Origin of the sequence: Streptomyces plumbidurans (genome assembly GCF_019857225.1) — a bacterium.
Lineage (GTDB): Bacteria > Actinomycetota > Actinomycetes > Streptomycetales > Streptomycetaceae > Streptomyces > Streptomyces plumbidurans.
Genome location: NZ_JAFJSY010000088.1, coordinates 20404 through 44477 on the forward strand (window position 1 = coordinate 20404; position 24074 = coordinate 44477).

The 24074-nt window shown below is 72.6% G+C and carries 24 protein-coding genes; 8 read left to right on the top strand and 16 right to left on the bottom strand.

What is annotated here, in order from left to right:
- Positions 1 to 129: 129 nt before the first annotated feature.
- Genes JYK17_RS34795 through JYK17_RS34805 form a run of 3 tightly spaced genes read right to left on the bottom strand, consistent with a single transcriptional unit; the run spans position 130 to position 2988 of the window.
- A complete protein-coding gene (locus tag JYK17_RS34795) occupies positions 130 to 843 on the bottom strand; it encodes an ABC transporter permease (RefSeq protein WP_108007543.1) in 714 nt (237 codons plus the stop codon).
- Positions 840 to 1772 carry an ABC transporter ATP-binding protein gene (locus JYK17_RS34800; protein ID WP_164932242.1) on the bottom strand — a complete coding sequence of 311 codons (933 nt, stop codon included), beginning with the start codon at positions 1770 to 1772 and terminating at the stop codon, positions 840 to 842. Before JYK17_RS34800 ends, JYK17_RS34795 begins: the two co-directional genes overlap by 4 nt.
- A gap of 43 nt (positions 1773 to 1815) precedes the next feature.
- Positions 1816 to 2988 (bottom strand): nucleotide disphospho-sugar-binding domain-containing protein, encoded by a 1173-nt coding sequence (locus tag JYK17_RS34805; RefSeq protein WP_128802950.1) that lies wholly within the window; start codon positions 2986 to 2988, stop codon positions 1816 to 1818.
- 375 nt (positions 2989 to 3363) lie between these two features.
- Here JYK17_RS34805 and JYK17_RS34810 point away from each other — a divergent pair, with 375 nt between their 5' ends.
- From JYK17_RS34810 to JYK17_RS34820, 3 genes are all read left to right on the top strand, one after another.
- A complete protein-coding gene (locus tag JYK17_RS34810; protein WP_108007546.1) occupies positions 3364 to 4428 on the top strand; it encodes a ketoacyl-ACP synthase III family protein in 1065 nt (354 codons plus the stop codon).
- A gap of 34 nt (positions 4429 to 4462) precedes the next feature.
- Positions 4463 to 5218: an NAD-dependent epimerase/dehydratase family protein gene (locus JYK17_RS34815; protein ID WP_108007547.1), complete on the top strand. Its 756-nt coding sequence runs from the start codon at positions 4463 to 4465 to the stop codon at positions 5216 to 5218.
- A gap of 64 nt (positions 5219 to 5282) precedes the next feature.
- A complete protein-coding gene (locus JYK17_RS34820; RefSeq protein WP_222811967.1) occupies positions 5283 to 5954 on the top strand; it encodes an antibiotic biosynthesis monooxygenase in 672 nt (223 codons plus the stop codon).
- A 91-nt stretch (positions 5955 to 6045) separates the two neighbouring features.
- On the opposite strand, the gene JYK17_RS34825 is transcribed toward JYK17_RS34820, so the two are convergent.
- From JYK17_RS34825 to fabG, 7 genes are read right to left on the bottom strand one after another with little or no spacing between them, the layout of a single operon-like run.
- Entirely contained in the window at positions 6046 to 7290 is a 1245-nt protein-coding gene (locus JYK17_RS34825) for an FAD-dependent oxidoreductase (RefSeq protein ID WP_222811968.1), read from the bottom strand.
- Positions 7287 to 8111, bottom strand: a complete 825-nt coding sequence (locus tag JYK17_RS34830) for an SRPBCC family protein (protein WP_222811969.1) — start codon at positions 8109 to 8111, stop codon at positions 7287 to 7289. The genes JYK17_RS34825 and JYK17_RS34830 overlap by 4 nt, the downstream gene beginning before the upstream one ends.
- Positions 8112 to 8121: 10 nt before the next feature.
- The gene (locus tag JYK17_RS34835) at positions 8122 to 9144 is read right to left on the bottom strand and encodes an aldo/keto reductase (protein WP_222811970.1); all 1023 of its coding nucleotides are present in this window, start codon (positions 9142 to 9144) and stop codon (positions 8122 to 8124) included.
- Between the two features lie 14 nt (positions 9145 to 9158).
- Positions 9159 to 9719, bottom strand: a complete 561-nt coding sequence (locus JYK17_RS34840; protein WP_222811971.1) for an antibiotic biosynthesis monooxygenase family protein — start codon at positions 9717 to 9719, stop codon at positions 9159 to 9161.
- Positions 9720 to 9736: 17 nt separating this feature from the next.
- Complete coding sequence (locus tag JYK17_RS34845; protein WP_222811972.1) at positions 9737 to 11251, bottom strand: class I adenylate-forming enzyme family protein; 1515 nt, start codon at positions 11249 to 11251, stop codon at positions 9737 to 9739.
- The gene (locus JYK17_RS34850; RefSeq protein ID WP_222811973.1) at positions 11244 to 12191 is read right to left on the bottom strand and encodes an aromatase/cyclase; all 948 of its coding nucleotides are present in this window, start codon (positions 12189 to 12191) and stop codon (positions 11244 to 11246) included. Before JYK17_RS34850 ends, JYK17_RS34845 begins: the two co-directional genes overlap by 8 nt.
- 50 nt (positions 12192 to 12241) lie before the next feature.
- A complete protein-coding gene (gene fabG, locus JYK17_RS34855) occupies positions 12242 to 13033 on the bottom strand; it encodes a 3-oxoacyl-ACP reductase FabG (protein ID WP_128802955.1) in 792 nt (263 codons plus the stop codon).
- A gap of 171 nt (positions 13034 to 13204) precedes the next feature.
- On the opposite strand from fabG, the gene JYK17_RS34860 reads away from it, so the two are divergent.
- Positions 13205 to 13645: a nuclear transport factor 2 family protein gene (locus tag JYK17_RS34860; protein ID WP_108007556.1), complete on the top strand. Its 441-nt coding sequence runs from the start codon at positions 13205 to 13207 to the stop codon at positions 13643 to 13645.
- 185 nt (positions 13646 to 13830) lie between these two features.
- On the opposite strand, the gene JYK17_RS34865 is transcribed toward JYK17_RS34860, so the two are convergent.
- The 6 genes from JYK17_RS34865 to JYK17_RS34890 all read right to left on the bottom strand — a co-directional run bounded on the left by JYK17_RS34865 (position 13831) and on the right by JYK17_RS34890 (position 19325).
- On the bottom strand, positions 13831 to 14094 hold the full coding sequence (locus JYK17_RS34865) for an acyl carrier protein (RefSeq protein WP_108007557.1): 264 nt from the start codon (positions 14092 to 14094) through the stop codon (positions 13831 to 13833).
- 50 nt (positions 14095 to 14144) lie between these two features.
- Positions 14145 to 15380: a ketosynthase chain-length factor gene (locus tag JYK17_RS34870; RefSeq protein ID WP_108007558.1), complete on the bottom strand. Its 1236-nt coding sequence runs from the start codon at positions 15378 to 15380 to the stop codon at positions 14145 to 14147.
- Positions 15377 to 16651, bottom strand: a complete 1275-nt coding sequence (locus JYK17_RS34875; protein ID WP_222811974.1) for a beta-ketoacyl-[acyl-carrier-protein] synthase family protein — start codon at positions 16649 to 16651, stop codon at positions 15377 to 15379. The genes JYK17_RS34870 and JYK17_RS34875 overlap by 4 nt, the downstream gene beginning before the upstream one ends.
- Before the next feature lie 60 nt (positions 16652 to 16711).
- Positions 16712 to 17539, bottom strand: coding sequence for a thioesterase II family protein (locus JYK17_RS34880; protein WP_108007560.1), 828 nt, complete (start codon positions 17537 to 17539; stop codon positions 16712 to 16714).
- The gene (locus JYK17_RS34885; protein WP_108007561.1) at positions 17536 to 18306 is read right to left on the bottom strand and encodes a cyclase family protein; all 771 of its coding nucleotides are present in this window, start codon (positions 18304 to 18306) and stop codon (positions 17536 to 17538) included. The genes JYK17_RS34880 and JYK17_RS34885 overlap by 4 nt, the downstream gene beginning before the upstream one ends.
- Positions 18307 to 18506: 200 nt before the next feature.
- Positions 18507 to 19325 (bottom strand): AfsR/SARP family transcriptional regulator, encoded by an 819-nt coding sequence (locus tag JYK17_RS34890; protein WP_108007562.1) that lies wholly within the window; start codon positions 19323 to 19325, stop codon positions 18507 to 18509.
- A gap of 296 nt (positions 19326 to 19621) precedes the next feature.
- Between JYK17_RS34890 and JYK17_RS34895 the strand changes: the two genes are divergently transcribed.
- The 4 genes from JYK17_RS34895 to JYK17_RS34910 form a co-directional block, all read left to right on the top strand.
- The gene (locus JYK17_RS34895) at positions 19622 to 19780 is read left to right on the top strand and encodes a hypothetical protein (protein WP_164932244.1); all 159 of its coding nucleotides are present in this window, start codon (positions 19622 to 19624) and stop codon (positions 19778 to 19780) included.
- Positions 19780 to 22080, top strand: coding sequence for a TOMM precursor leader peptide-binding protein (locus tag JYK17_RS34900; RefSeq protein ID WP_222811975.1), 2301 nt, complete (start codon positions 19780 to 19782; stop codon positions 22078 to 22080). Before JYK17_RS34895 ends, JYK17_RS34900 begins: the two co-directional genes overlap by 1 nt.
- A 67-nt stretch (positions 22081 to 22147) precedes the next feature.
- The gene (locus JYK17_RS34905) at positions 22148 to 22825 is read left to right on the top strand and encodes a hypothetical protein (RefSeq protein ID WP_108007564.1); all 678 of its coding nucleotides are present in this window, start codon (positions 22148 to 22150) and stop codon (positions 22823 to 22825) included.
- Positions 22826 to 22877: 52 nt separating this feature from the next.
- Positions 22878 to 24074, top strand: a 1197-nt coding sequence (locus JYK17_RS34910; RefSeq protein ID WP_222811976.1) for a sensor histidine kinase, incomplete at its 3' end; no start/stop codon positions are given.

The following is a 24074-nucleotide window of genomic DNA, read 5'->3' on the forward strand; positions in this document are numbered from 1 at the left end:
CCCACTCGAATCCGACTCGCGCCCCATAAGAAGACGCAGCGCGTCTTCCAGGGGCGCGGGGAACTGCGCGACAAGCCACGATGCCGCGGCGGTCGACCAACGACCTGCCGCGGCACCACCTACGAAAAATCAGGCCCGACGTCCACCCCGCCGATAGGCATACGCGGCAAACGCAGCCAACAGCACGGTCCACACCCCGAGCACCGCGATCCCCCCCGCCGAAAAAGCAGCCCCCTTCGTCGCGTCCCACGACAGCTCCGCATACCGGAACACCGGCGTCTCCTTCGACAGCGGCCGCGCCCACGAGGGCAGACTGCTGACCGGCAACATCAACCCACCCAGCAGCGTCAGCGACAGATACGACAACGTCCCCGCGATCTGCGCCAGTTGGGCCGGGAACAGATACCCGATCCCGATCCCCAGCATCGCCAGCGGAGCGATCCCCACCCACAGCAGCAGGAACACCTCCAGCCAGGTCCCCGCCGAGAGGTGAACCCCCTTGTACAGGGCGCCGACCAGGCCGATCACCACGATCGGCATGATGCCCAGGCAGGTGGCGACCGCGCCGCGCGCCACCACGACCTGGGCCGGCGACAGCGGGGTCAGCCGCAGCTGACGCAGCCAGCCGAGCGCACGGTCCTCGGCGATGCCGGTGCCGTTGGTGATGACCACGCCGAGCGCGCCGAAGGCGGCCGCGCCGACCATCGAGCGGGCCAGTGACTCCTGGTCGGGCCCGCCGCCGGCCACCGTCAGATACAGGCCGACCGGCATCACGAGGCTCATCATCAGATAGCCGCCGTTGCGGATCAGCCGCAGGATCTCCAGGCGGATGTAGCCGATCATCGGTCCTGTCCCTCCGCGTTGGCGGTCTCACGGTGACGCGCCCCGTGGGTGAGCGCGATGAAGGCCTCCTCCAGGCCGACGCCGGAGACCTCCAGGTCGTCGAAGGCGTCGGCGCGGGCGAGAGCGTGCACGGTCCGGTCCGACTCGGTGGTGCGCAGATGCACCCGGCCGCCGTGGAACTGCACCCCGGTCACGCCGGGCAGCAGCTCGTAGCCCTCCTGTGCGCCGCGCGGCACGAAGGAGACGGTGCGGCCCTCGATCATGTTCTTGATCCGGGCCGGTGTGTCGTCGGCGACGACCTTGCCGGCGGCGATCACCACCACGCGGTCCGCGCTGGTGTCGGCCTCCTCCAGGTAGTGCGTGGAGAACAGCACGGTGTTGCCGCGCTCGGCGTAGCGCTGCATGGCGGCCCACAGCTCGCGCCGCGACTCCACGTCGAGGGCGGCCGTCGGCTCGTCGAGCACCACGAGATCGGGGTTGCCGGCCAGCGCCAGGGCGAACCGCACGCGCTGCGCCTGGCCGCCGGAGAGCCGGTCCACGCGCTGCCCGGCGATCCCGGTGAGCTGCGCCAGGTCCAGCACCTCGGCCAGCGGCAGCGGGTCGCGGTAGGTCTGCCGCACGAAGCCGACCAGCTCGCGCACGGTGACCCGGGGGATCATCTTCCCCTCCTGCAGCATGGCGCCCAAGTGGCCCGCGCGCATGGCCTGTTCGGGCCGCTTGCCGAACACCTCGACGGTGCCCTCGTCCGGCGGCACCAGGCCGAGCAGGATGCCGATGGTGGTGGACTTGCCGGCGCCGTTGGGGCCGAGCAGGGCCACCGACTCGCCGCGCGCGATGGTCAGGTCGACGCCGTCGACGGCGCGGACGCTGCCGTACTGCTTGACGACGCCGCGGAAGGCCACGGCGGGCGGTCCTGCGGACTGTGCCATGGGGGAGGGCACGTGTTCCCTTTCCTGTACGAGCGGAGGCATGTCAGATCAGCCCTTCCAAGGTGCGGACCAGTTCTGTGGGGCCGGGCAGGCCGGCGATCTCCGCGCCGACGGCGCGGGCGGCCTTGCGGTGGTGCTCCTCGCCCAGCAGCCCGGCCAGGGCCTGACGGACGAGTTCCGGGTCGTGCTGCTGTTCCTCGTCGGCGAGGCTGATCCCGCCGCCGGACCGTTCGACCAGGCGGGCCGTGGTCCTCAGGAACGGTTTGTCGCCGGGCAGCACCAGCTGGGGTACGCCGGCGACGAAGGAGGTCATGGTGGTGCCGCTGCCGCCGTGGTGCACGGTGACCGCGGTGTGCCGCAGCAGCGGGCCGATCGGGAAGCGGTCCACCACCCGTACGGCGTCGGGCACTTCGCCGAGCAGCGGGTGGTACTCGGCGTCGATCGGCAGCACCGCCTCCGCGCCCAGTTCGGCGCAGGCGTCCAGGACGTGGCGGAAGCCCAGCGGCAGCGAGCCGGTCTCGGCGATGTGCCGCCCGTGCCACATGCCCAGGCACAGCAGCACCCGGGGCCGCTCGGGCCGCTCGACGGCCCAGGCGGGCAGTTCGGCGGTGCCGCTGTAGGGGATGTAGCGGGTGAGCAGCGTCGGGTCGTCCTCGCCCTCCGGCAGCAGGGACGGGGGGCTCGGGTCGACCAGGAGTGCCGGTGCGGGAAAGCCGCCCGCGGAGCCGTACTCCTTCGCCAGGTCGTGGAGTTGGACGACCGCCTGGTGCAGCAGCGGTCCGGTGATGTCGTCGGGGCCGTAGCGGTGGACCACACCCGGCACACCGAGCGCCCCGGCCACGATCAGCCCGCCGAACTCCACCGGGTCGGTGACCACCAGATCCGGCTGCCAGGCGCGGCCGAGCGCCACGAAGTCGTCGAGATAGCCGCCCAGCCGGTTGCGCCAGCGCGCCCCGACCGCCGCCCACTCCGACTCCGCGCGCTGCTCCAGCGCGCCCCGGCCGACCATCGTGACCGCACCGGGCCGGGTCTGCTGCTGCCGGGTGGCCCCCGAGCCGCCGATCAGCGCCCCGTCCAGGCCCGCGGCCCGCGCGCTGCGCACCAGCTCGGTGTCGCCGGCGACCAGCACCTCGTGCCCGGCCGCCCGCAGCGCCCAGCTCAGCGGGACCATCGGCATCAGATGGCTGGGCACCAGGGCCGTCATCAGGACACGCAAGGCTCCTCCTCGCTGCGAAGCCCCCGCGCGCGGCGCAGGGGCGGGACATGGGATGCGGGGGCCGGGACCTCCGCGGTACACGCGGGGCTCGGCGGCCGGGGTCGGGGTACGCCCGTGCGGGCGGTCGGCGGGATGCGCACGGCGGATCTCCGGATGTTCGGTGGGGGGTCAAAGGGCAGGGTCCGCCCTCGGGCTGTGCAGTCAGCCTGACGACCGCGGCTCGGGCGCCACTTGACGCGCGCTGGAGCGCCGCTCGAGCCGACGTCCTCCGCCCGTTCCCCTGCCGGACTCCAGCGCGTTTCGAGAGCCGGTCGCGACCTTGGGCGCATGCCCGAAGTCCTGACGGCCCCGACCGCCGAACCGGAGGAGTAGCGGATGCGCTGGAGAGAGATCTATGTGGCCGCTGTCGGCACCCGGCTGCCCGACCCCGTGCCGGTCAGTGCGGCCGTCGCGGCCGGGGAGTGCGGGCAGGAGTGGATCGACGACTTCGGCTACGAGTCCGTGATGATCGCGCGGGAGGCCGAGGGCGAGACGTGGACGGCGCCGCCGGACATGGCGGTCGCCGCGGCCCGCATCGCGCACGAGCGCTCCGGGCTCGCCAAGTCGGCGTACGCCCTGCTCCTGCACGGCAGCACCTGGTACCAGGGCCTGGACATCTGGCCCGCGGCCTCCTACATCGCGGGCCGCGCCGTCGGCAGGGCGGTGCCCGCCCTCGACGTGCAGCAGCGCTGCAACATCGGCATCAGCTCCCTGGAACTGGCCGCCGCCCACCTGAGCGTGGGCCACGGCACGGGCAGCGCGGTCATGGTCACCACCGCCGACCGGTTCGGCGGCCCCGGCGCCGACCGCTGGCGCCTGCGGCACGGCAACGCCTACGCCGACGGCGCCACCGCGACCGTACTGTCCGCCGAGGGCGGCTTCGCCCGCCTGGTCGCCACCACCACCGTCGCCGACAACGGCCTGGAGCCGATGGCCCGCGGCGACGAGCCGCTCGGGCCGGTCTCCCGGGCCGCCGAGCGGCAGATCGACCTGACCGCGCGCGGCGAGGCCCAACTGGCCGTCAGTGACGAGACGTTGACCAACATCCGGTTCGGCAAGGTGATGGGCGAGGCCAAGCAGGCCGTCCTCGACGAGGCCGGACTGGACATCGGCGACATCACCCGGGTGGTGATCCCCTCGACCGGCCGGATCAAGGGCCCCTTCCAGATCCACCATCTGATCGGCGTCGACGAGTCCGTCACCACCTGGGACTTCGCCCGCCGCACCGGCCACATCGGCGCCGGCGACTGGACCGCGGGGCTCGAACACCTGCTGCTCACGGGCGCGTTGAGCGCCGGCGACCACGTGATGCTCTACGGCGGCGGCGCCGGCTACACGATCACCACGGCCGTCCTGGAGATCCTCGCGGTGCCCGACTGGGCCGTATCCGCCGAGGCATGAACCCCCATACGACCACTAGGAGTTGGCACACCCCATGGAGATAGTCGGCAGGGGATTTCTGGCCGGACATCTGGCGGCCCTCGCGGACCACCACCCGGACACGGTGGTGCTCGCCGCCGGCGTCTCGGCCGCCGGAGACATCGGGCCCGAGCAGTACACGCGCGAGTCGGTACGGCTGTACGAGACGCTGCGGTACTGCGAGCGGCACGGCAAGCGTCTGGTCTTCTTCTCCACCGCGTCCGCCGGCATGTACTCCGTGCCCGACGGCTCGCCCGGCCGCGAGGACGGGCCCGTCTACCCGGCCACCCCCTACGGCCGTCACAAGCTCTCCCTGGAGGCGGTGGTCAAGTCCTCCGACGTGGAGTACCTGATCCTCAGGCTGTCCCACGTGGTCGGCTTCCACCAGCCGCCCCACCAGCTCCTCCCCTCACTGGTACGGCAGTTGAGCAGCGGACGCCTCACGGTGTACCGCGGCGCCCGGCGCGACCTCGTCGACGTCGAGGACGTCGTCAAGATCGTGCACACCCTGCTCGTGGACGGCCGTACCCGCGACGTCGTCAACGTGGCCTCCGGGTACGCCCCGGGCATCGAGGACGTCGTCGACCACATGGAGCAACTGCTGGGCACCAGCGCCGAGAAGACCTACGTCCAGGCGTCCGGTGCCCAGCCGGTCTCCATCGCCAAGCTCTGCCGGCTCGTACCGACCGTGTACGGGCTCGGCTTCGGCCCCGACTACTACCGGGCCGTGCTCGACAAATACGTGCACGCCTATGTGCAGCAGCCCGTCTGACTCCCCACCCCAGCAGTCGTTCCCGCAGTCACCACCGCATTCATCACCGAAAGGCACCCCACCCATGACCGACAACGCTCCTGTCGTCGCCGTCGCCCGGTTCGTGCTCAAGGACAAGCACAAGGACAAGGGCGCCGAGTTCGAGTCGGCGTACCAGACGTACAAGGAGGCCGTCTCCCGTCGCGACGGCCTGCTGCGCACCGCACTGCTGCGCGGCATCTCCGCCCCGGACACCTTCGTCATCCTGACCTGGTGGCGGGACGCCGAGGCGCACCGCACCGTCGTCGGCGACTGGGAGTTCTTCACCGCCGTCAGCAGCCGGTTCGTCGCTCTCGCCGCCATCACCAGCGTGCACGGTCCCGTGCTCGCCGGCCGCAAGGACGCGGACGGGCTCGGCGACAGCCCGGCCCCGGCCGCCGACGCGGCGGTCGCGCTGACCTCCTTCACCCTGCGCGAGGGCGCCGAACAGCAGGCGTTCGAGGCGGCCTTCCTCGGCCATGTCTTTTTCGTCAAGGGCCACGAGGGCTTCCTCGGCCACCAGTTGGTGCACTCCGACCGGGAGACCGGCTCCTACGTCAACATCGGCTGGTGGAGCGGGCCGCAGGCCTACGCCCCGGTCGTCCAGAGCCCCGAGATGGCGGCCGACGCGCGGCGCATGGCGGAGCACGCCGAGGTCGAGGGCGGGCTGTTCCGGGTGGCCGTGGACTCGGCCCAGGTGGACGCACTGGCCGGCTGAACCACAGCCCGAAGGGGGCCGGGTCCGTGTGGACCCGGCCCCCCTTTTGTCGTGGCCCGTTGCCGTGACCCCCTTCGGCGTGTCCGCCCGTTCAGGCGACGAAGAGTTCCTCCGCCACCCGGATCGACGGGTTGCCGTAGGCGATGGTCCGAAGGATCTTGCGGTACAGCGGGGTGTGCCGGACCACGGCGGCCAGCCGCGGCCGCACCTTCGTCGCGAACGCGCCCGTGGACAGCATCGCCTTGGACTGCATGCCCTGCAGCCGCATCATCGCCGCGATGTCCGGCGCCCGGGTCTCCTCGAAGCGGGAGAGGAAGGCTGCGCTGGTGTCGCACAGGCGCACCGCCTCCACCAGGATCGGATGCAGTACGACCGCGTCCTGCACCGCCAGGTTGATGCCCTGCGCGCCGATCGGGCTGTGGGTGTGCGCGGCGTCGCCGATGAGCACCAGGCCGTCGGTGGCCCAGCGTTCGGCGCGCCCCGAGAAGACGTCGAGCAGGCTGAGGTCGCGCAGCGAGGTGATCTGGTCGTCGATCAGTTCCGCGTACGCCGGAACAGCCTTCGCCAGCTGCTGCTTGACGTGCCCGAGGCCGTTGCGCACCACGGCCTGGTAGCCCTTGTGGGGCAGCGTCCAGCCGATCTGCACCCGGTCCGGCCACGAGCCGTACACCAGCACCGGGCTGCTCCCGGAGCCGCGGAAGACGCGTACGTCGTGCCCGTCGGCGGCCTGGTCGCCGCGCAGCTTGAACCAGAGCACGTCCTGGTCGAACGCCTCGGTGCGGCCCGCCGCGATCCCGGCCAGCCGCCGCACCTTGGAGAACCGTCCGTCGGCGCCGACCACGACCGGGGCGCGGCAGGTGTAGCCGTCGCCGGTGATCCCATTGATCCTTCCGCTGTCGTCGCGCAGCAGGTCGGTGACCCGGCAGCCGTCGATGTACCGGAAGGTGGTGAACTCGGCGCAGCTCAGCAGGAGTTGGGTGAGCAGGTGGGACTGCGGGATGGACAGCAGGTGGTCGTGGGGGGCGGGCAGTGAGCGGTAGTCGATGTCGAGCAGGACCCGGTCCTGCTCCATGAGCCGGAACCGGCGGTGCTCGTGGCAGCCGCGCTTGCGGGCCCCTTCGAGCACCCCCAGTCGGTCCAGGATGCGCATCGCGCCGGGCTGCAGGATCTCCCCGCGGAACTCCCGCTGGTGCGAGCGCGACTTCTCCACGACCGTCACCCGCAGCCCCGACCTGAGCAGCAGCAGCGCGAGCGTGAGCCCGGCCGGACCGGCGCCCACCACACAGACGTCGGCCTGCTCCTCCTCGACGGCGCCCTCGCGCACGTCCGCGCTCATCGCGCACCCGCCCGCGCCAACGCGTCCCGCACGCCGGCCTCGGCGAGGGCCCGCACCTGGTCGTGCCCGCGCGTGGCGACCGCCAGCACATCGGCCGTCACCCGCACTCCTCCGCCCGCCTCCTCGTCGAACAGCCAACGCGTCCGCAGGAGTTCGGCCGGCTCGGGCGGGGAGAGCAGTTTCTGTACGACGACGCCGTCACCGTGCACGATCTGCACCGTCGGCCCGGCCTCCGTCTCGCCGAACCAGGCGTCCCCCTCCCCGGCGGGCAGGGCCGCGAGCAGCCGCGCCCGCACCTCGGCGAGCGGACCCTTCGCCACGGCGGATGCCTCGACGCGTACGACATCGGTGGTGAGGGCGGTGGCACTCTCCGTCTGCGACTTGAGGGTCCGCATCTGGAGCGCGCCGTGCCGGTCGAGCTCGCCCGCGGTGACGGCCGGGTCCGCGTCCGTGGTGAACCAGTGCCCGGACTCCACCCGGCAGCCCCCGCCCTCGCGCGCCACGAAGTCCCAGGTCCCGCCCAGCTGTTCGATCGGCCCGACCGAGCCCTGCTGCTCGAACACCATCCGGCGAGCCACCGGGTCCAGGGTGCGCTTCGACGTCCAGATCCGCAGACCCCCCTCCGGCCCGGGCCGCACGGCCCAGAACTTCACCTCGTCATCAGCACCCTCCCGGGCGAGGACCTCGGTGTGCGCGATCCACGGATACAGCACCGGCCAGTCCGCCACATCGGTCAGCGCCCGGTAGACGACATCGGCGGGGGCGTCGACATCGACGGTGGCACTCGTACGGTGGATCTGCCGGTCGGTTGCGGTGGTCATGGGGTTCCTCTCAAGTAGTGGCCGGGTTGCGGGACTTGGCTCGGAGCATGCGGCTCAGGGTCAAGGCCGGGTCCCGGATGATGGCCGGGGCCAGGGCCTCGTCCACGTGGTGGAGAAGGTCCGGGTCGAGGGGGGTGGTCAGGGCCGTCAGGTTGCGGGGGATCTGGTCGGGGGAGGAGGCGCCGATGACGGCGGTGGCGACGGAGTCGCTGCGCAGGGTCCAGGCGAGGGCCAGTTGCGGCAGCGTGAGGCCCGCCTCGGCGGCAAGGTCCCCGGCGCGGGCCACGGCGCTCAGTACTTCGTCCGACAGGAAGTTCCAGCGCTGGATGGACACCTCGCCGCCGCGCGCGGCCACCGCGCGCGAGCCGGCCGGCGGGCGCCGCCCCGGCCGGTACTTGCCGGTGAGCACGCCCCCGGCCAGCGGGGACCACACCATCTGGCCGATGCCGAGCGCGGTGCACGCGGGCAGCACCTCGGCCTCGATCACCCGCCACAGCAGGTTGTACTGCGGCTGGTTGGACACCAGCGGCACGTCCAGCTCGCGGGCGAGCGCGGCGGCCCGCTCGATCTCGTCGGCGGCCCACTCGGAGACGCCGACGCAGCGGACCTTCCCGGCGCGCACGGCGTCGGCGAAGGCCCGCATGGTCTCCTCCAGCGGGGTCGAGTCGTCGTGGAGGTGCGCCTGGTACAGGTCGATGTGCCCGGTGCCGAGGCGGCGCAGCGAGGCGTCCAGGCTCGCGGTGATCCGCTCGCGGGAGAGCGCGCCGGGACCGGGTCCGCCGCCCCGGCCCACCTTGGTGCAGACGACGACGGAGTCCCGGTCCACGCCGGCGAGGGCCCGGCCGAGCAGTTCCTCGGCCCGGCCCTCCGCGTAGGCGTCCGCGGTGTCGAAGGTGGTGATTCCGGCGTCCAGGGCGGCACGCACGCAGGCGAGCGCGGTGTCGTCGGCGAGCTGGTTGCCCGCGGTCAGCGAGTTCCCGAACGCGACACGGCTGACCACCGGCCCGTTCGCGCCGAGTCGGCGGTACTGCATGCGGTCCTCCTTCTTCAGCCGGCAGGGGCGAGTTCGGCGCGGTTGCCCGCGATGGGCAGGGCCGGTACGGCGCGCTCCACGAACGCGGCGCGGGCCGCGGCGGCCTGCTCGGCGGAGCGCCAGCGGGTCAGCGCGGTGAACCCGCCGGGGCGGGCGAACAGCGACTTGGCGACGTCGGCGGCGACGAAGCCGTCGGCCTCGGCGTAACGCCCGTACGCGCCCGGGTCGTTGTCGGTGAAGTACTCCACGACCAGGTGGTCGCCCTCCCGCGCGGCGGCGGAGTCCAGGCGCAGCACGCCCATCGACGGGTCGGCGATCACGTCGACGATCTTGTGGAACTCCTCGGCGTGCTCCTTGAAGGTGTCGCTGGCGAGCACCGCCTGGAAGTCCTCGGGCTTGTTCCACCAGCCGAAGTTGACGTAGACCTCGGGCCGGTCGGTGGCGCGCACCGCCTGGTGGGCGATGAACCCGGGGCGGCTGCGCATCCACTGCACATGGGTCAGGAAGCGCTCCTCGAACTCCTCGGCGTCGGCCGGGTTCTTGAGGGTGAAGGTGTTGATGACGGTGAAGCTCATGGGGTTCTCCTCGGTGGTCAGGTGAGTTGACGGCTAATCAACTGCCGTGCCAGCAAGCGCCGTTGGACCTTGCCGTTGCCGGAGCGCGGGATGGCGTCGAGCGTCACCGCGTCCCGGATGTGCTGGTAGTAGGGCAGTTCGTCGTTGACGGCGGCGATCACGTCCCGCAGCGTCGAGGGGTCCTCCAGCACGACCAGCGCTCCCGCGACCGCGCCGTGCCCGGCGTCGGGCAGCTCGACCACGACCGCGTCCCTGACACCCGGCCGGCGCAGCAGCACCCGCTCCACGTCCGAGGGCGCGACGAGGAAGTTGTCGCACTTGAAGACGTCCTTGAGCCGGTCCACCAGGAACAGTCGCCCGTCCTCGTCGATCCGGCCCGCGTCCCCGGTGCTCAGCCAGCCGTCCGGCTCCAGTCCGGTGCCGTCGGGCCCGCCGAGATAGCCCTGCATGACCTGCGGCCCGCGCAGCTGCACCTCGCCCACCGAACCGGCGGGCAGCACGGCACGGCTGTCGATGTCCACGACCCGGCACTCGGTTCCGGCGACCGGCCGCCCGACCGAGCCGTGCACCGGCCGCTCGGGGTCGTCGCTGTGCGTCAGGGGAGAGGTCTCGGCAAGGCCGTAGCCCTGGAAGACGGGCAGGGAGAACCGCTTCGAGAGCCGGCGGGCCGCCGCCACCGGCAGCCCCGAGCCGCCGGACGCGATCCGCCGCAGCGTGCGCACCGAGATGCTGTCCAGGTCCGGGTCGGCGGCCAGCCGGGCCAGCCTGACCGGCAGGCTGTAGAGGATCGTCGCGCCGTGCCGGTTGGCGGTCATGAGCGCCGCGTACGGCTCCGGCGCGGTGCACAGCACCTGCGTGGCGCCCGCCGCGATCGCCGAGTTGAGGTGCATCGGGTGGTACGTCGGCAGGTGGTTGAGGGCGACGGTGTCTCCGTCGAGCCGGTGGGCGTCGGCGATCTGAGCCGCGTTGACGACGACATTGCGGTGACTGAGCCGCACCGCCTTGGGGCGGCCGGTGGTACCGCTGGTGAACTGCAGCACGGCGGTGTCGCCGGGCCCGGTGCCCGGGTCGGCCGGGGCGCCGTCCCCCTCGGGCGGCGCGCCGATCCGCAGCACCGTGCGCAACGCCGGCAGCCGGTCCCGTACGTTCGCGAGCCGCTCCTCCAGGGCCGCGTCCACGACCGCGACGGTGGCCCCGCTCAGGGACAGCACGTGCAGCAGGTCCTCCTCGCGCAGCAGCGGGTTGACGACGGCGGCCGTACGGCCCGAGCGCGCGACGGCGTAGTAGGCGACGGCGAAGTCCGGATGCAGCACGGACGCCACCGCCACCACCTCGCCCCTACCGGTCAGGCCCTGCAGGGCGGCCGCCACCGAGGTGACCCGCGCGTCGAGGGCGGCGTAGTCCAGCTCCGCCGCGTCGGCGACGACCGCCCGCCGGCCGGGGTGCGCGGCGGCGGCCCGGGACAGCAGCTGGTCGATCCGGTCGGGCACGGAGAACGGCAAATCGCCTACAGAGGAAGGCAGTTCAGGCACGGAGCGCCTCCGCGTGGGCCTTCGCCAGCTTCAGGGTCGAGGTGCTGTTGGTGCTGAGCGCCTTGTGCACGTACGCGCGCGCGTCGGCGACCGTCCTGCCCGCGCCGAGGATCGCCTCGACCGCGGACGGCTTGAGCGTGACCGTGTGCCGGGAGGTGACGGCGACGCCGCCCTGGATGGGCCGGATCGTCCAGCGGCCGGTGTGCGCGGTCATCAGACCGGGCACGGTGGTCTGCTTGTAGACGATGCGGTCCGGGCCGAAGACGACACGCACCGACTCGGTGGTGTGCGTGGAGCCGTCGCGGGTGCTGGTGTCCATCGCCATGATCTGCACGCCCGGCTCGTCCTCGGTGAGGTCCAGGCGCGCCACGTGCGGCAGCCGCTCGGGCCACAGGTCGGCCCGGTTCAGGAAGTCGAAGACGTCGGCGCCGTCGGCCGCCATCTCCACGGTGTCCTCGAAGGAGAACACCAGCTCGTCCAACTCGCGGTGCTGCTCGGCGAGTTCCTTGATGTTGTTCAGCTCGGCGGCGCTGTTGCGGTCGACGGCCGCGGTGATCCAGGCGACGCCGTCCGGGTCGTCGTCGACGGCGGCGAAGTCGTGGTGCAGTTCCAGGAGCGAGGAGTTCTCGTCCACGGGGGAGACCACCCAGGTGCCGCCCATCGCGGCGACCGGGGGCGCGGAGACCTCCTGGCGGAACTCGACGCGCAGGGCGGCCGCGTCCAGGGTGCGGCGCGAGACCCACGTCTTGACCTCGCCGTTCGCGAAGGCCCAGATCTGGATGCGCTCGCTGCGCTCGTCCTTCTCCAGATGCTCGACGTGCACATTGGGGGCGAAGTACTGCGGCCACATCGTGACGTCGGCGACGATGCCGTAGACGACCTCGGCGGGCGCGGCGACGGCGACGCTGTGCAGGGTGCGGTGCGGTGTGGTCACGGACACGGGTGACGTCCTTTGCTGTGAGAGGCGTTCCGGTGAAGGCGGTTCGGGGGTCAGAAGTTGCCGAGGCCACCGCAGACGTTGAGGGCCTGCGAGGTGATCGAGGCGGCGGTGTCGGAGGCCAGATAGCCGATCAGGCCGGCCACCTCCTCGGGCGTCGAGTAGCGGCCGAGCGGGATCTTCGCCTGGAACTTCTGCAGGATGGCGTCCTCGGAGGTGTCGTACGCGGCCGCGTAACCGGCCCGCACGCGCTGCGCCATCGGCGTCTCGACATAGCCGGGGCAGACGGCGTTGACGGTGATCCCGGTCGGCGCCAGCTCGTTGCCCAGGGCCTTGGTGAAGCCGACCACGCCGTGCTTGGAGGCGGAGTACGGCGCGCCCAGGACGACGCCCTGCTTGCCCGCGGTGGAGGCGACGCTGATGATGCGGCCCCAGCCGCGCTCGCGCATGCCGCCCTTGTTCAGGACCTCGCGGGTGAGCAGGAACACCGAGGTGAGGTTGGTGGCGATCACGTCGTGCCACAGCTCGTCGTCGATGTCAGCGGTGACGCCGCCACCGCTGCGGCCCGCGTTGTTGACCAGCACGTCGACCCGGCCGAACGCCTCGACGGCGGCGGCGACCAGAGCCGTGACGGACGCGGGGTCGCGCACGTCGGCGACGGTGCCGGCGGCCTCGTACCCCTCCTCGCGCAGCTGCTTGACGGTCAGCTCCACTGACTCGGCGCCGCGGGCGCAGATGAACACGGCGTATCCGGCCCCCGCCAGGGTGCGGGCGGCCGCCAGGCCGATGCCGCTGGTGGCGCCGGTGATCAGGGCGGCCTTGCGGTCGCCGGACTGCTGTCCCATGGAAGGTCTCTCCTCGGCCAGACGGTGTGGACGCGGCCCACCGTGCCGAGCCCCACTCGAAACCATGTCGAGCACGGCTGGACGGCCGGGGACTCCAGATCTGCGCGACCGCACTTCGAGCCCGACCGGCCAGCGTGGAGGGGACACAAGGACTCACCCGAGAGGACCCGCATGAGCGTCACCGAGCTGCCGCAGAGCCCCACGGCCGGGCTGTACCAGGAGATCCAGCAGTTCTACGCCCAGCAGATGCACCTGCTCGACGACGGCCGGGTCGGGGAGTGGGCGGACACCTTCACCGAGGACGGCGTCTTCGCCGCCAACGCCCAGCCGGTGCCGGCCGTCGGCCGCGCCGCCATCACCGAGGCCGCCGCCAAGGCCACCGAGGCCTATGCCGCGGCCGGCGTCCAGCGTCGCCACTGGCTCGGCATGGTCTCCGTGGAGTCCGCCACCCCCGAGGCGGTGACGGCCCGCTGCTACGCCCTGGTCATCGAGACCCCGCGCGGCGGCCGCCCCGAGATCAAGGCCAGCACCCTGTGCGAGGACCGCATCGTGCGCACCGACGGCACCTGGCGGATCCAGGACCGGCAGATCACCCGCGACGACCTCATCTGACCATCCCCCCCGCAGGCCGGCGACCCGTGCCGGCCTCCCCCCAGGCAGTGCCCGCACGCGAATCCCCCGGCGTGCGGGCACTGTCGTATGCCCGCGGGCAGTTGTACGACGAGGACGCGGGTACGCCGAAGGCCGCCGCACCCCGCGGGGAGTGGGCGGCCTTCGGCGCGACGGTGGGCTCAGGCTCAGGCGGCCTTCGCCACCGGCGCGGCCCCCAGCTGCTCGTTGATGAACTCCAGCAGCAGGCGCGGCGTCGTCGCCTCGGCCACCGTGTCGTCGGAGAGCTGTATCCGGTAGTCGCGCTCGATGACACCGGTCACCTGGAGCACGGCCAGCGAGTCGTAGCCGAGCTCGTCGAAGGGGACGTCGAGGACGTCACCGTCCAGGTCGACGCCCTCGTCGACACCGGCGCAGTCACGCAGCAGCGTGGTCAGTTCTTTGAGGTTCACGGAAATAGCCTTTCTCGTAAGGGAGTTGAAAGCCTCGGTCCGTACGGGGCTCAGTCGTCGGCGGTCACCACGGCCGCCGCGTTGAACCCGCCCCGCCCGCGGGCGAGGACGAGTGCCGTGCGTACGGGGCCGCGTCGTGCCTCGGTGACCAGGTCGAGGGCGTAACCCTCGGCCGGGGCCGTGACGTTGACGGTCGGCGGGATCACCGCGTCCCGCACCGACAGCAGCGCGGCCGCCAGGTCGAGCGAGGCGGCACCGGCGTTCAGCCGGCCGGTCATGGTCTTCGGGGCGGTCACCGGCACCCCGCGCGGACCGAACAGCGCGGACAGCGCCTCGGCCTCCTGCCGGTCCAGCTCGGGCACCCCGGCCGCGTCGGCGAACACCACGTCGATCGCGGAGGGCGCCAACGAGGCCTCGTCCAGGGCGAGTTCGGCGGCCCGGCGCAGGCCCGGCTCGCCGCCGCGGCCCGGCGCGGGGTCGAAGGTCGCGGCGTACCCGGCGAGCCGTCCGTACACCCGCGCCCCGCGCGCCCGCGCCGCCTCGGCGTCCTCCAGGACCAGGATGGCGCCGCCCTCTCCGGCGACATGGCCCGAGGCCTCGGCGGCGAAGGGCAGATAGGCGCGCGCCGGGTCCTCGACCGAGGTCATCCGGCCGCCCGCGAGCTGCGCGGTCCAGCCCCAGGGGCAGATCGCGCCGTCCACCCCGCCGGTGACGATGAGCTTGCTGCCCTTGCGCAGCTGCCGCCGCGCCTGGGCGACCGCGTCCAGACCGCCGGCCTGCTCGGTGACGAGCACCCCGCTCGGCCCCTTCAGACCGTGCCGGATGGAGATCTGGCCGGTGTTGACGGCGTAGAACCAGGCGTAGGACTGGTACGCGCTGACGTACTGCCCGCCCTTGCCCCACAGCGCCTGCAGTTCGCGCTGCCCGTACTCGAAGCCTCCGGCCGAGGCGGCGGTGACCACACCGGCCGAGTACGGCGGCAGGTCGGCCGGTTCGGCGCCGCTGTCCTCGACGGCCTCCTTGGCCGCGGTCAGCGCGAGCCGGGTCATGTGGTCGGTGGCCGGCAGCAGCCGGCTCGGGATGTGGTCGGCGGCCTCGAAGCCCGGCACCTCGCCGGCCAGCTTGGCCGGGTAGCCGCTCGCGTCGAAGCGGGAGACCGGGCGGATGCCGCTCTCGCCGGCCAGGGTGGCCCGCCACCAGGCCTCGGTGCCGAGGCCGTTGGGTGCGGCGACACCGATGCCGGTGAAGACGGCGGTGGCCGTACGCGTCAGGAGGTCGGTGGTCATGCGGCGCTGCTCCTCCGCTCGGGCTTGGTGAGCACGATCGCGCTCTGGAAGCCGCCGAACCCGCTGCCCACGCTGAGGACGGTGTCGACCCTCTTCTCGCGTGCCGTGATCGGCGTGTAGTCGAGGTCGCACTTGGGGTCGGCCTCGTGCAGATTGGCGGTGGGCGGCACCACGTCGTGCTCGATGGCCAGCGCGGACGCGGCGATCTCCAGCGAGCCGATGGCGCCCAGCGAGTGCCCGATCATCGACTTGATCGAGGAGACGGGCGTGTTGTACGCGTGCTCGCCCAGGCTGCGCTTGAACGCGGCCGTCTCGTGCCGGTCGTTCTGCAGGGTGCCCGAGCCGTGCGCGTTGATGTAGTCGACGTCGGTGCCGGGGATGCCGGCCTCGGCGAGCGCGACCGTGATGGCCTCGGCCATCTCGGCGCCGTCGGCCCGAAGTCCGGTCATGTGGTAGGCGTTGGAGCGCGAGGCGAACCCGGCGACCTCGGCGTAGATGTGCGCGCCGCGCGCGAGCGCCCGCTCGTACTCCTCCAGGACGAACACGGCGCTGCCCTCGCCCAGGACGAAGCCGTTGCGCGACTTGTCGAAGGGGCGGGAGGCGGTCTCCGGCTCGTCGTTGCGGTTGGAGGTGGCCTTGATGGCGTCGAAGCAGGCCACCGAGATCGGCGAGATGGGCGCCTCGGTCGCGCCGGTGATCATCACGTCGGCGCTGCCCTCGCGGATCAGCTCCACGGCGTGCCCGACCGAGTCGAGGCCGGAGGTGCAGCCGGTGGAGACCACGGCGGTCGGGCCCTGGGCGCGGAACTCCCAGGCCACTTCGGCCGCGAAGGAGCTGGGCACGAAGTAGTCGTACAGATGCGGTACGGCCCGCTCGTGGTCGACCAGCCACTCGGCGCCGTTGTCGCTGACGGCCGCGTACTCGTAGTCCAGGCCCGTGGTGGCGCCGACCGCGCTGCCGATGGTGACACCGGTGCGGAAGGGGTCCGCGCCCGCCATGTCGAGCCCGCTGTCCGCGACCGCCTCGCGGGCGGCGACCAGCGCGAACTGCGCGGCCCTGTCGAGCCGTTCGGCCCGCTCCTCGCCGAGCCCCTGGGCGACCGGGTCGAAGTCGACCTCGGCGGCGATGCGGGAGCGGAACGCCGAGGCGTCGAAGAGCGAGATGGCGCGGGTCGCGGTGCGTCCCTCGGTCAGCAGGCTCCAGTACTGCTTGGTGCCTACGCCGCCGGGCGCGACCACACCGATTCCGGTAATGACGACGCGTCGGCTCACCTGGCCTCCTCGGCTTGTGGATCGCGGGGGGTCGCCCCGGGAGAATGCAGCACGGCTGCGTCACCTCTCTGATCGGTCGACTGTTGCGACGAGTGTCGTTGCGGCGTCTTGACGGTCACTCGACTCGGCTTGGAACGCCCGCCGGGCCCGGCGCGGGGCGCGCAGTTCCTCCGCGACCTGCCGCAGCAGCCGGGGCACCGAGCGCTCCCGTACGAAGAAGTGGCCACCGGGCAGCGTCTGCAGCCGGAACTCGGCCTCGGTGTAGTCGGCCCACTGCGCCACGTCCGCCAGCGGGGAGACCGGGTCGTCCCGTCCGGCCAGCGCGAACAGCGGGGTCCGCAGCCGGGTGCCCGCCGCGGCCAGGCACAGCGATTCGCCCAGGCGCAGGTCGTCGCGGAGCGCGGGCACCACCATCCGCCGCCACAGCGTCGCGTCACGACCGGCCGCCTCGGCCGGTACGGCGTCCAGGTCGACGAGCAGCTCCAGGAGTTCCTGGTCGGACAGGCGTGAGCTGCGCAGCAGCAGATTGCGCAGATGCGGCGGCGGTACGGCGCCCACCACCAGCCGGGCCGGCGGATGCAGCCCGTCCTCCTCAAGGGCCAGCGTCAGCGCGTGCGCGACGAGCCCGCCCAGGCTGTGCCCGTACAGCAGATACGGCCGGTCCAGCAGCGGTTTGATCAACTCCCGCAGCTCACCCATGAGTTCGGCGGCGTCGGTGATCCTGGCCTCGCGGGCGCGGGGGCCGCGCCCCGGCAGCAGCACCGGCACCACCTCGGCCGCGTCGCCGAGGTCGCGCTGCCAGCGGGCGAAGGAGGAGACGCCGGCGCCGGCGTGGTGGAAGCAGAACAGCCAGGGCGCCGCCATCTCCGTACTCGTACGCAGTCTCATGCGTCGATCAGGGCCACGGCCCGGGTCCAGCCCGCTCCCGCACCTGCGATCTTCACCGGGAAGCAGGACACCGTGAACCCGTGGGCGGGCAGGGTGTCGAGCCGGGCCAGCCGTTCCACCTGGCAGTACTCGCGGCGCCGGCCGGCGAAGTGGGCGGGCCACAGCGCGGCGCGGTCGCCGGTCTCCTGGAAGGTGCGGATCATATGGCCGAACGGCGCGTCCAGGCTCCAGGCGTCGGTGCCGATGACCCGGACGCCGAGGTCGAGCAGATGGTCGGTGGCGGGACCGTCGAGGCCGGCGAAGTCGGTGAAGTACCGCGGCGTACCGGCGTGTTGGGAGGCGCCGGTGTGCAGCAGCACGATGTCGAGCGGCTGCGGGACGTACCCGGCCTCCGCGATCGCCTTCTCGATCCGCTCGACCCCGATGACACCGATGCCGACGTCCGAGACGTCCAGCACCACCGCCGGGCGCAGGAACCAGTCGAGCGGCATCTCGTCGATGTTGCGGGGGCGTCCGTACTCGCCCACCGACCCGTAGTGGGAGGGCGCGTCGACATGGGTGCCGGTGTGGCTGGTCAGGGTGAGCGTGTCCAGCGACAGCAGCTCACCGCCGGGCAGGTCGGCCGGGTCGAAGTCGAGCCCGAAGTGCTCCTTCATCTCCGCCGCCATGTGCCGGGCACCTTCGGCGGGCGTCATGATCTCGTGGACGATCGGGTCCGGCTCCCACCCGGACGCGTCCACGGCGGACGAGAGGTCGATGACTCGCAAGGTGAACCCCCAGGTTCGGTAGAGGAGTTGCGAGTGCGCACCGTGCGACCCCCCGCTGGAGACCCGGTCGAGCCCCGAACGCGCCGAACCCCGCCCCCTCGTGAGGGGCGGGGCCCGGTGGCGCCCTGAAGGGGCGCGGGAAACTGCGCGACCAGCCACGATGAAGCCGCAGGTGAAGTACGGCCGGACCGGCGGGGCGCTCAGGCGGCGAACAGGTCCAGCGTCCGCCGACGTTGACCGGCCGCCGCGTCCAGCGAGGGATCGCCCGCCAGCACGGCGCGGTGCAGCTGCTGGAGCCGGGTGGAAGGGTCCAGGCCCAGCTCTTCGGCGAGTCCGCGGCGCAGGTTCTGGTACACGTCCAGCGACTGCCACTGCCGTCCCGATCGGTACAGCGCCACCATGCACTGGGCGTGCAGCCCCTCGTGCAGCGGGTGACGGGCCGTCAAAGAGGTGAGTTCCGCGAGCAGTTGCATGTGCCGGCCGAGCCGCAGATCGCATTCGATGCGCTGCTCCAGCACCTCCAGACGGCTCTCCTCCAGGCGCACCAGCTCGATCTCCAGCAGCGGGCCGAGGCGCACGTCGACCAGCGCCGGACCGCGCCAGATGGCGAGCGCGTCCCGGTAGACGGCGGCCGCCGTCCCGTCATCGCCGCGGTCGGCCTCGGCGCGTGCCGTCGCCACCAGCCGGTCGTACTCGTGCACGTCCACCGCGCCCGGCTGCACCTCCAGCAGATAGCCGCCGTGCCGGGTGGCCAGCACCTCCCGGGCGCCGTAGGGGCTGCCGGGCCCCAGCGCCTTTCCGATCAGCCGGCGCAGCTGAAGGATGTAGGTCTGCAGGGTGGTGAGCGCGCTGCGGGGCATGTCGCCGCCCCAGATCTCCTCCATCAGCGTCGGCACGGGCACGACCTGGTTCGCGTACACGGACAGCAGGGCCAGGATCTGCCGGGGCTTGCCGGCGCTGGGGACGATCGATGTGCCACCTGTTTCGGCCATGAGTGGGCCGAGCACCTTGATCTCCATCGTGGGTTCCTCCGGGGTTCGATCCGCCGGACCTCCCCGTCTCGGGTCCGGCTTCAACATCTACCGAAGTTCTCATCGGGCCCAGCTCAGGGCCAGTGCCAGCCTCCTGAACCCGGCATGCGGCTGTACCTGAGCCGCATGTGAAAGTTTCATGCCCATCCGGTGATCGTGGCACTGGGGAGGGGCGGATTCCGGCGGCAGTGTTCTCGGTGTCGGCACGACCGGAACACCGGTGCCGAGGGGACCGAACCCCCACCGCAACACCCACTCAGCCCACTCACCGAGGGATGGACATCATGCAGGGGAACACGCTCGTCATCACCGCCGCCCACGACGACCTCGTCATCGAGGAGTTCGGCCGCGGCGCAGTCGCCCACCAGGCACCGCTGATGACCCACCTGTGCGGTGTCACGCAGCTGCCGGCCGCCGTCGACGCCGCTCAGCACCAGGCCTGATGAGCACGGCCGAGACCGCCGCCCCGCTGCTGGGGTTCAAGCCGCACCTGCGGGTCGAGCAGGTGCCCGGTGAAGCGGTGTACCTGATCTCCGACCAGCGGGTGACGGCCCTGCACGGGGCGCAGATAGCCCGGCTCGCCCCCCTGCTCGACGGCACCCGCCCGCTGGACGGGATCGCCCGCGACGCGGGGGACGACCTGCCCGACGGACAGGCCGCCCGGCTGGTGCGCCGGCTGGACGGCGCGGGACTGCTGGTCGCCCGCGACCACGCCCCGGCCCCGGAGGAGCTCGCCGAGCAGGCGTACTGGGAAGCAGCCGGACTCGACGGCTCCGCGGCGGCGGAGGGCCGCGGAACCGGTCTGGTCCGGGCGGTCTCGGTCGGCAGTACCGATGTCCGGGACCTGACGGCCGCGCTGCGAGCCGCGGGCCTGACGGTCCCGGACCCCGCGGCGACGACGTACGGCGCGCCGGGACCCGACGCGCTGACCGTCGTCGCCTGCGACGACTACCTCGATCCCGCGCTCGCCGTCGTGGACGCCGAGCACCGGGCCGCCGGGCGGCGCTGGCTGCCCGTGCGGACCGAGGGCACCGAACAGTGGATCGGGCCGTTCTTCGGCGATCCGGACGGACCCTGCTGGGCCTGTCTGGCCGAACGGCTGTGGCGTACCCGACCGGTGGAGGCGCACGTCCAGCGGATGCTGGGCCGTTCCGGCCCGGTGCCCCGCCCCTCCTGCGCGCTGCCCGCCGCCCGCTTCGCGGCCCTGCAGATCGCCGCCCTCGAAGTGGCCAAGTGGTTCTCCGGCTTCCGCCACCCGAGCCAGCTCGCGCTGCGCACCCTGGACGGTCTCGGCCTGGGCGCCTCGCTCCACCCGGTACGGCGCCGCCCCCAGTGCCCCACCTGCGGCGAACCCGGCATGACGGCCGCCCAGGTGCAGGCCCCCGTGGTGCTGCGCTCCCGCATCAAGCACGACACCGACGGCGGCGGCCACCGCAGCCTGACCCCACGGCAGTTGCTGGAGCGCTTCGGCCACCACATCGACCCGGTGACCGGCCTGGTGCGCGAGATCCGCCGCGACACCCGCGGCCCGGAGTCCTTCCACTCCTACGTCGCCGGCACCAACCCGGCCGCAGGACAGGGCCTCGGCGGCCTCAGGGCCGGTCTGCGCAGCAGCTGCGGCGGCAAGGGCACCACCGCGCTGCAGGCCGAGGTCGGCGCCTTCGCGGAGGCACTGGAGCGGCACTGCGGCCACTTCGAGGGCGGCGAGGCGGTCGTCACCGGCAGCTACCGCGACCTCGCCCAGGACGCCGTCCACCCCGACACCGTCCAGCTCTACGACCCGCGCCAGCACACCGGACGTACGGACTGGAACGCCCGCCACAGCGCCTTCCAGTACGTGTGCGACCCCTTCGACGAGAGCGCCGAGATCAGCTGGACACCGCTGTGGTCGATGACCGAGGGCCGGCAGAAACTGCTGCCCACCTCACTGCTCTACTACGGCGTCCCGCAGGCCCCCGGCCGGGTGTACTGCCTGGCCAACTCCAACGGCACCGCCGCGGGCGGCACTTCGGAGGACGCCGTGCTGCAGGGCTTCCTGGAACTGGTCGAACGTGACGCGCTGGCCCTGTGGTGGTACAACCGCACCCGCCACCCCGCCGTCGACCTGGACGCCTTCGACGATCCCTGGATCACCGAACTGCGCCGCACCCACGCCTCGTTGAACCGCGAGGTCCGGGTGCTCGACCTCACCGCCGACCTCGGCGTCCCGGTCCTGGCGGCCGTCTCCCGGCGCACCGACCGGGCCCGCGGCGAGAGCGAGGAGATCATGTTCGGCTTCGGCGCCCACTTCGACGTGACGATCGCGCTGCGCCGCGCCCTGGCCGAGCTCAACCAGATGATGCCGCACGTCGCCGAGGGCGTCGCCGCGCGCGGCAGCGCCGCCGACGACCCCGACGTCGGCCACTGGCTGCGCACGGCGACCGTGGCCGCCCACCCCTACCTGCTGCCCGACGGCTCGACCCCCACCGGGCCCGACACCCACCCGTACACCCACCGCGAGGACCTGCGCGACGACATCGAGGCGGCCGTGGAGCTTCTGCGCGCGCACGGCATGGAACTCCTCGTCCTGGACCAGACCAGACCCGACGTCGGTCTGCCGGTGGTGCGGGTCGTGGTGCCGGGACTGCGCCCGCACTGGGCCCGGTTCGCCCCCGGGCGCCTCTTCGACGTGCCGGTGCGGCTGGGCAGACGCAGCGCACCGATCCGCTACGAGGACCTCAACCCCGTACCCCTGTTCCTCTAGCGACCGTTCCTCCAGCGACGTCCTGCCCACCCGCACCCCTCCACACCCACCCACCGGAAGGACCCCCATGCGCATCGACCGGCTGGCGGCCCCAGATCTCTCGGAGCTGTGGTCGCTGCGCGAGGACGTCACCGTCCGCTTCGACGGCGACGGCGCCACGCTGCGCACGCCGTGGGGCCGCCGGTTCGTCCCGCGGCCCGCGCCCGCCGTCCGCGAGGCACTGCGCCGGATGCTGCTCGGCCCGGTCTCGCTCGCCAACGTGATCCCCGGCTTCCCCGGCTACGAGATGCCCGAGCACCGCTGGGACGACGCCTCCCGGGATCTGCTCGCCGTGCTCGACGGCCTCCAGGACGTGGTGGTGCGCCACCTCGCCACGGGCGCCGCGCTCTGCCTCAGCGTGGTGCCCATGGCGCCCGAGACCCGCTTTAGCCCCCCGGCCGACGAGCCGGACCCCCGGGCACGCCTCGCGGGCGACGTGGAGATACGGCACGAGGGGCGCACCACGGTCCTGCGCGCCCACCGGCTCCGGCACCGCGTCGAGCTGCACGGCCCCGAGGCGGACCGGCTCCTGGAGCAGTTGTGCGGCCGCGACGGCGGACCCCCGGCGCACCCTCCGCCCGCCGTGACCCGCGCCGCACGCTGCTACGCGGCCGCCGCCGGACTGCTCACCGAGGGTGCCGCACCCGGTGGCGGACCTGTGAGGTCCGGACAAGTGCTACTGATCAGGGACGAAGATTCTTTATGATTCCGGGCCGGGAACGTTGCAGTGACCGCGCACCGTGGACCATGGGGGAATTTTGAGCACAAACGCAGTCGGCCACGAGGACGGGGAGCCCGTCCCGGCCGGCAGTCAGGAACTTCCACCGCGCAAGGCGATAGCCATCACGGCGGCCGTCCTGGTCGGCTTCTTCGTCATCGACGGCTCGTACGTCTGGTCCGAGCACCCGCCGGCCTGGGAACTCGCCGCCTCCCTCTCCGGGTTCGCCGGAATGCTGGTGCTGCAGCTCGGCCACTCCTTCCCCCGCCTCTTCCCCTTCCTGACCCGCTACCGGTACGCGACCTGGGGGCTTCAGGCCCTGCTCGCCGGTATCCCGATCGCGGTGTTCGGGGTGGCCTGGGGAGGCATGATCGTCTTCCTCACCGCCTCCGCGGTACTGGTGTTCCCGGCCGCCCTCGGCTGGCCGCTGTTCGTGCTGTGCGCGGCCGCGGAGACCGCGGTCTTCCACCACTACTCGCCGCGCTGGGCCGACACCGTCTACGCCGGGGTCGAGTCGGTGCTGATCCCGCTCATCGTGATCGGCCTGTCCCGGATGTCGGGCATGATCGTCCAGCTGCACCGCTCGCGCGAGGAACTGTCCCGGCTCGCCGTCGCCGCCGAGCGGCTGCGGTTCGCCCGGGACCTGCACGACGTCGTCGGTTTCAGCCTCTCGGCGATCTCCCTCAAGTGCGAACTGGCCTACCGCCTGCTCGCCGACGCCCCCGCCAAGGCGCAGGAGGAACTCGCCGAGATCCTCGGCACCTCCCGCAAGGCCCTCGCCGACGTGCGCTCGGTCAGCCGGGGCTACCGCGAGATGTCGCTGTCCGGCGAGGCCGACGCCGCCGTCTCGATGCTCGCCGCCGCCGGCATCCGCACCCAACTCCAGTACGACTGCGGGGCGTTGCCCGGCCCCGTGGACACCGCCCTGGCCGCCGCGCTGCGCGAAGGCCTGACCAACATGCTGCGGCACAGCAAGGCCGAGCGCTGTGTGATCGGCGCCGGGGTGCACGAGGGCACCGTGCGGCTCACGCTCGCCAACGACGGGGTGGGCCGGGCCGGCCGGACCCCGCGCACGGTCTCCGACGGAGGGCTCACCGTCCTCGAGCGCCGGCTCGCGGCGCTCGGCGGCACACTCGCGCACGCCCCCGGCGAGGACGGCTGGTTCCGGCTCGAAGCGGCGGTGCCGCTGACCGAACCGGCCGGCCCGGAGCCCTCCGCGCGGCCCGCCCGCCGCGGC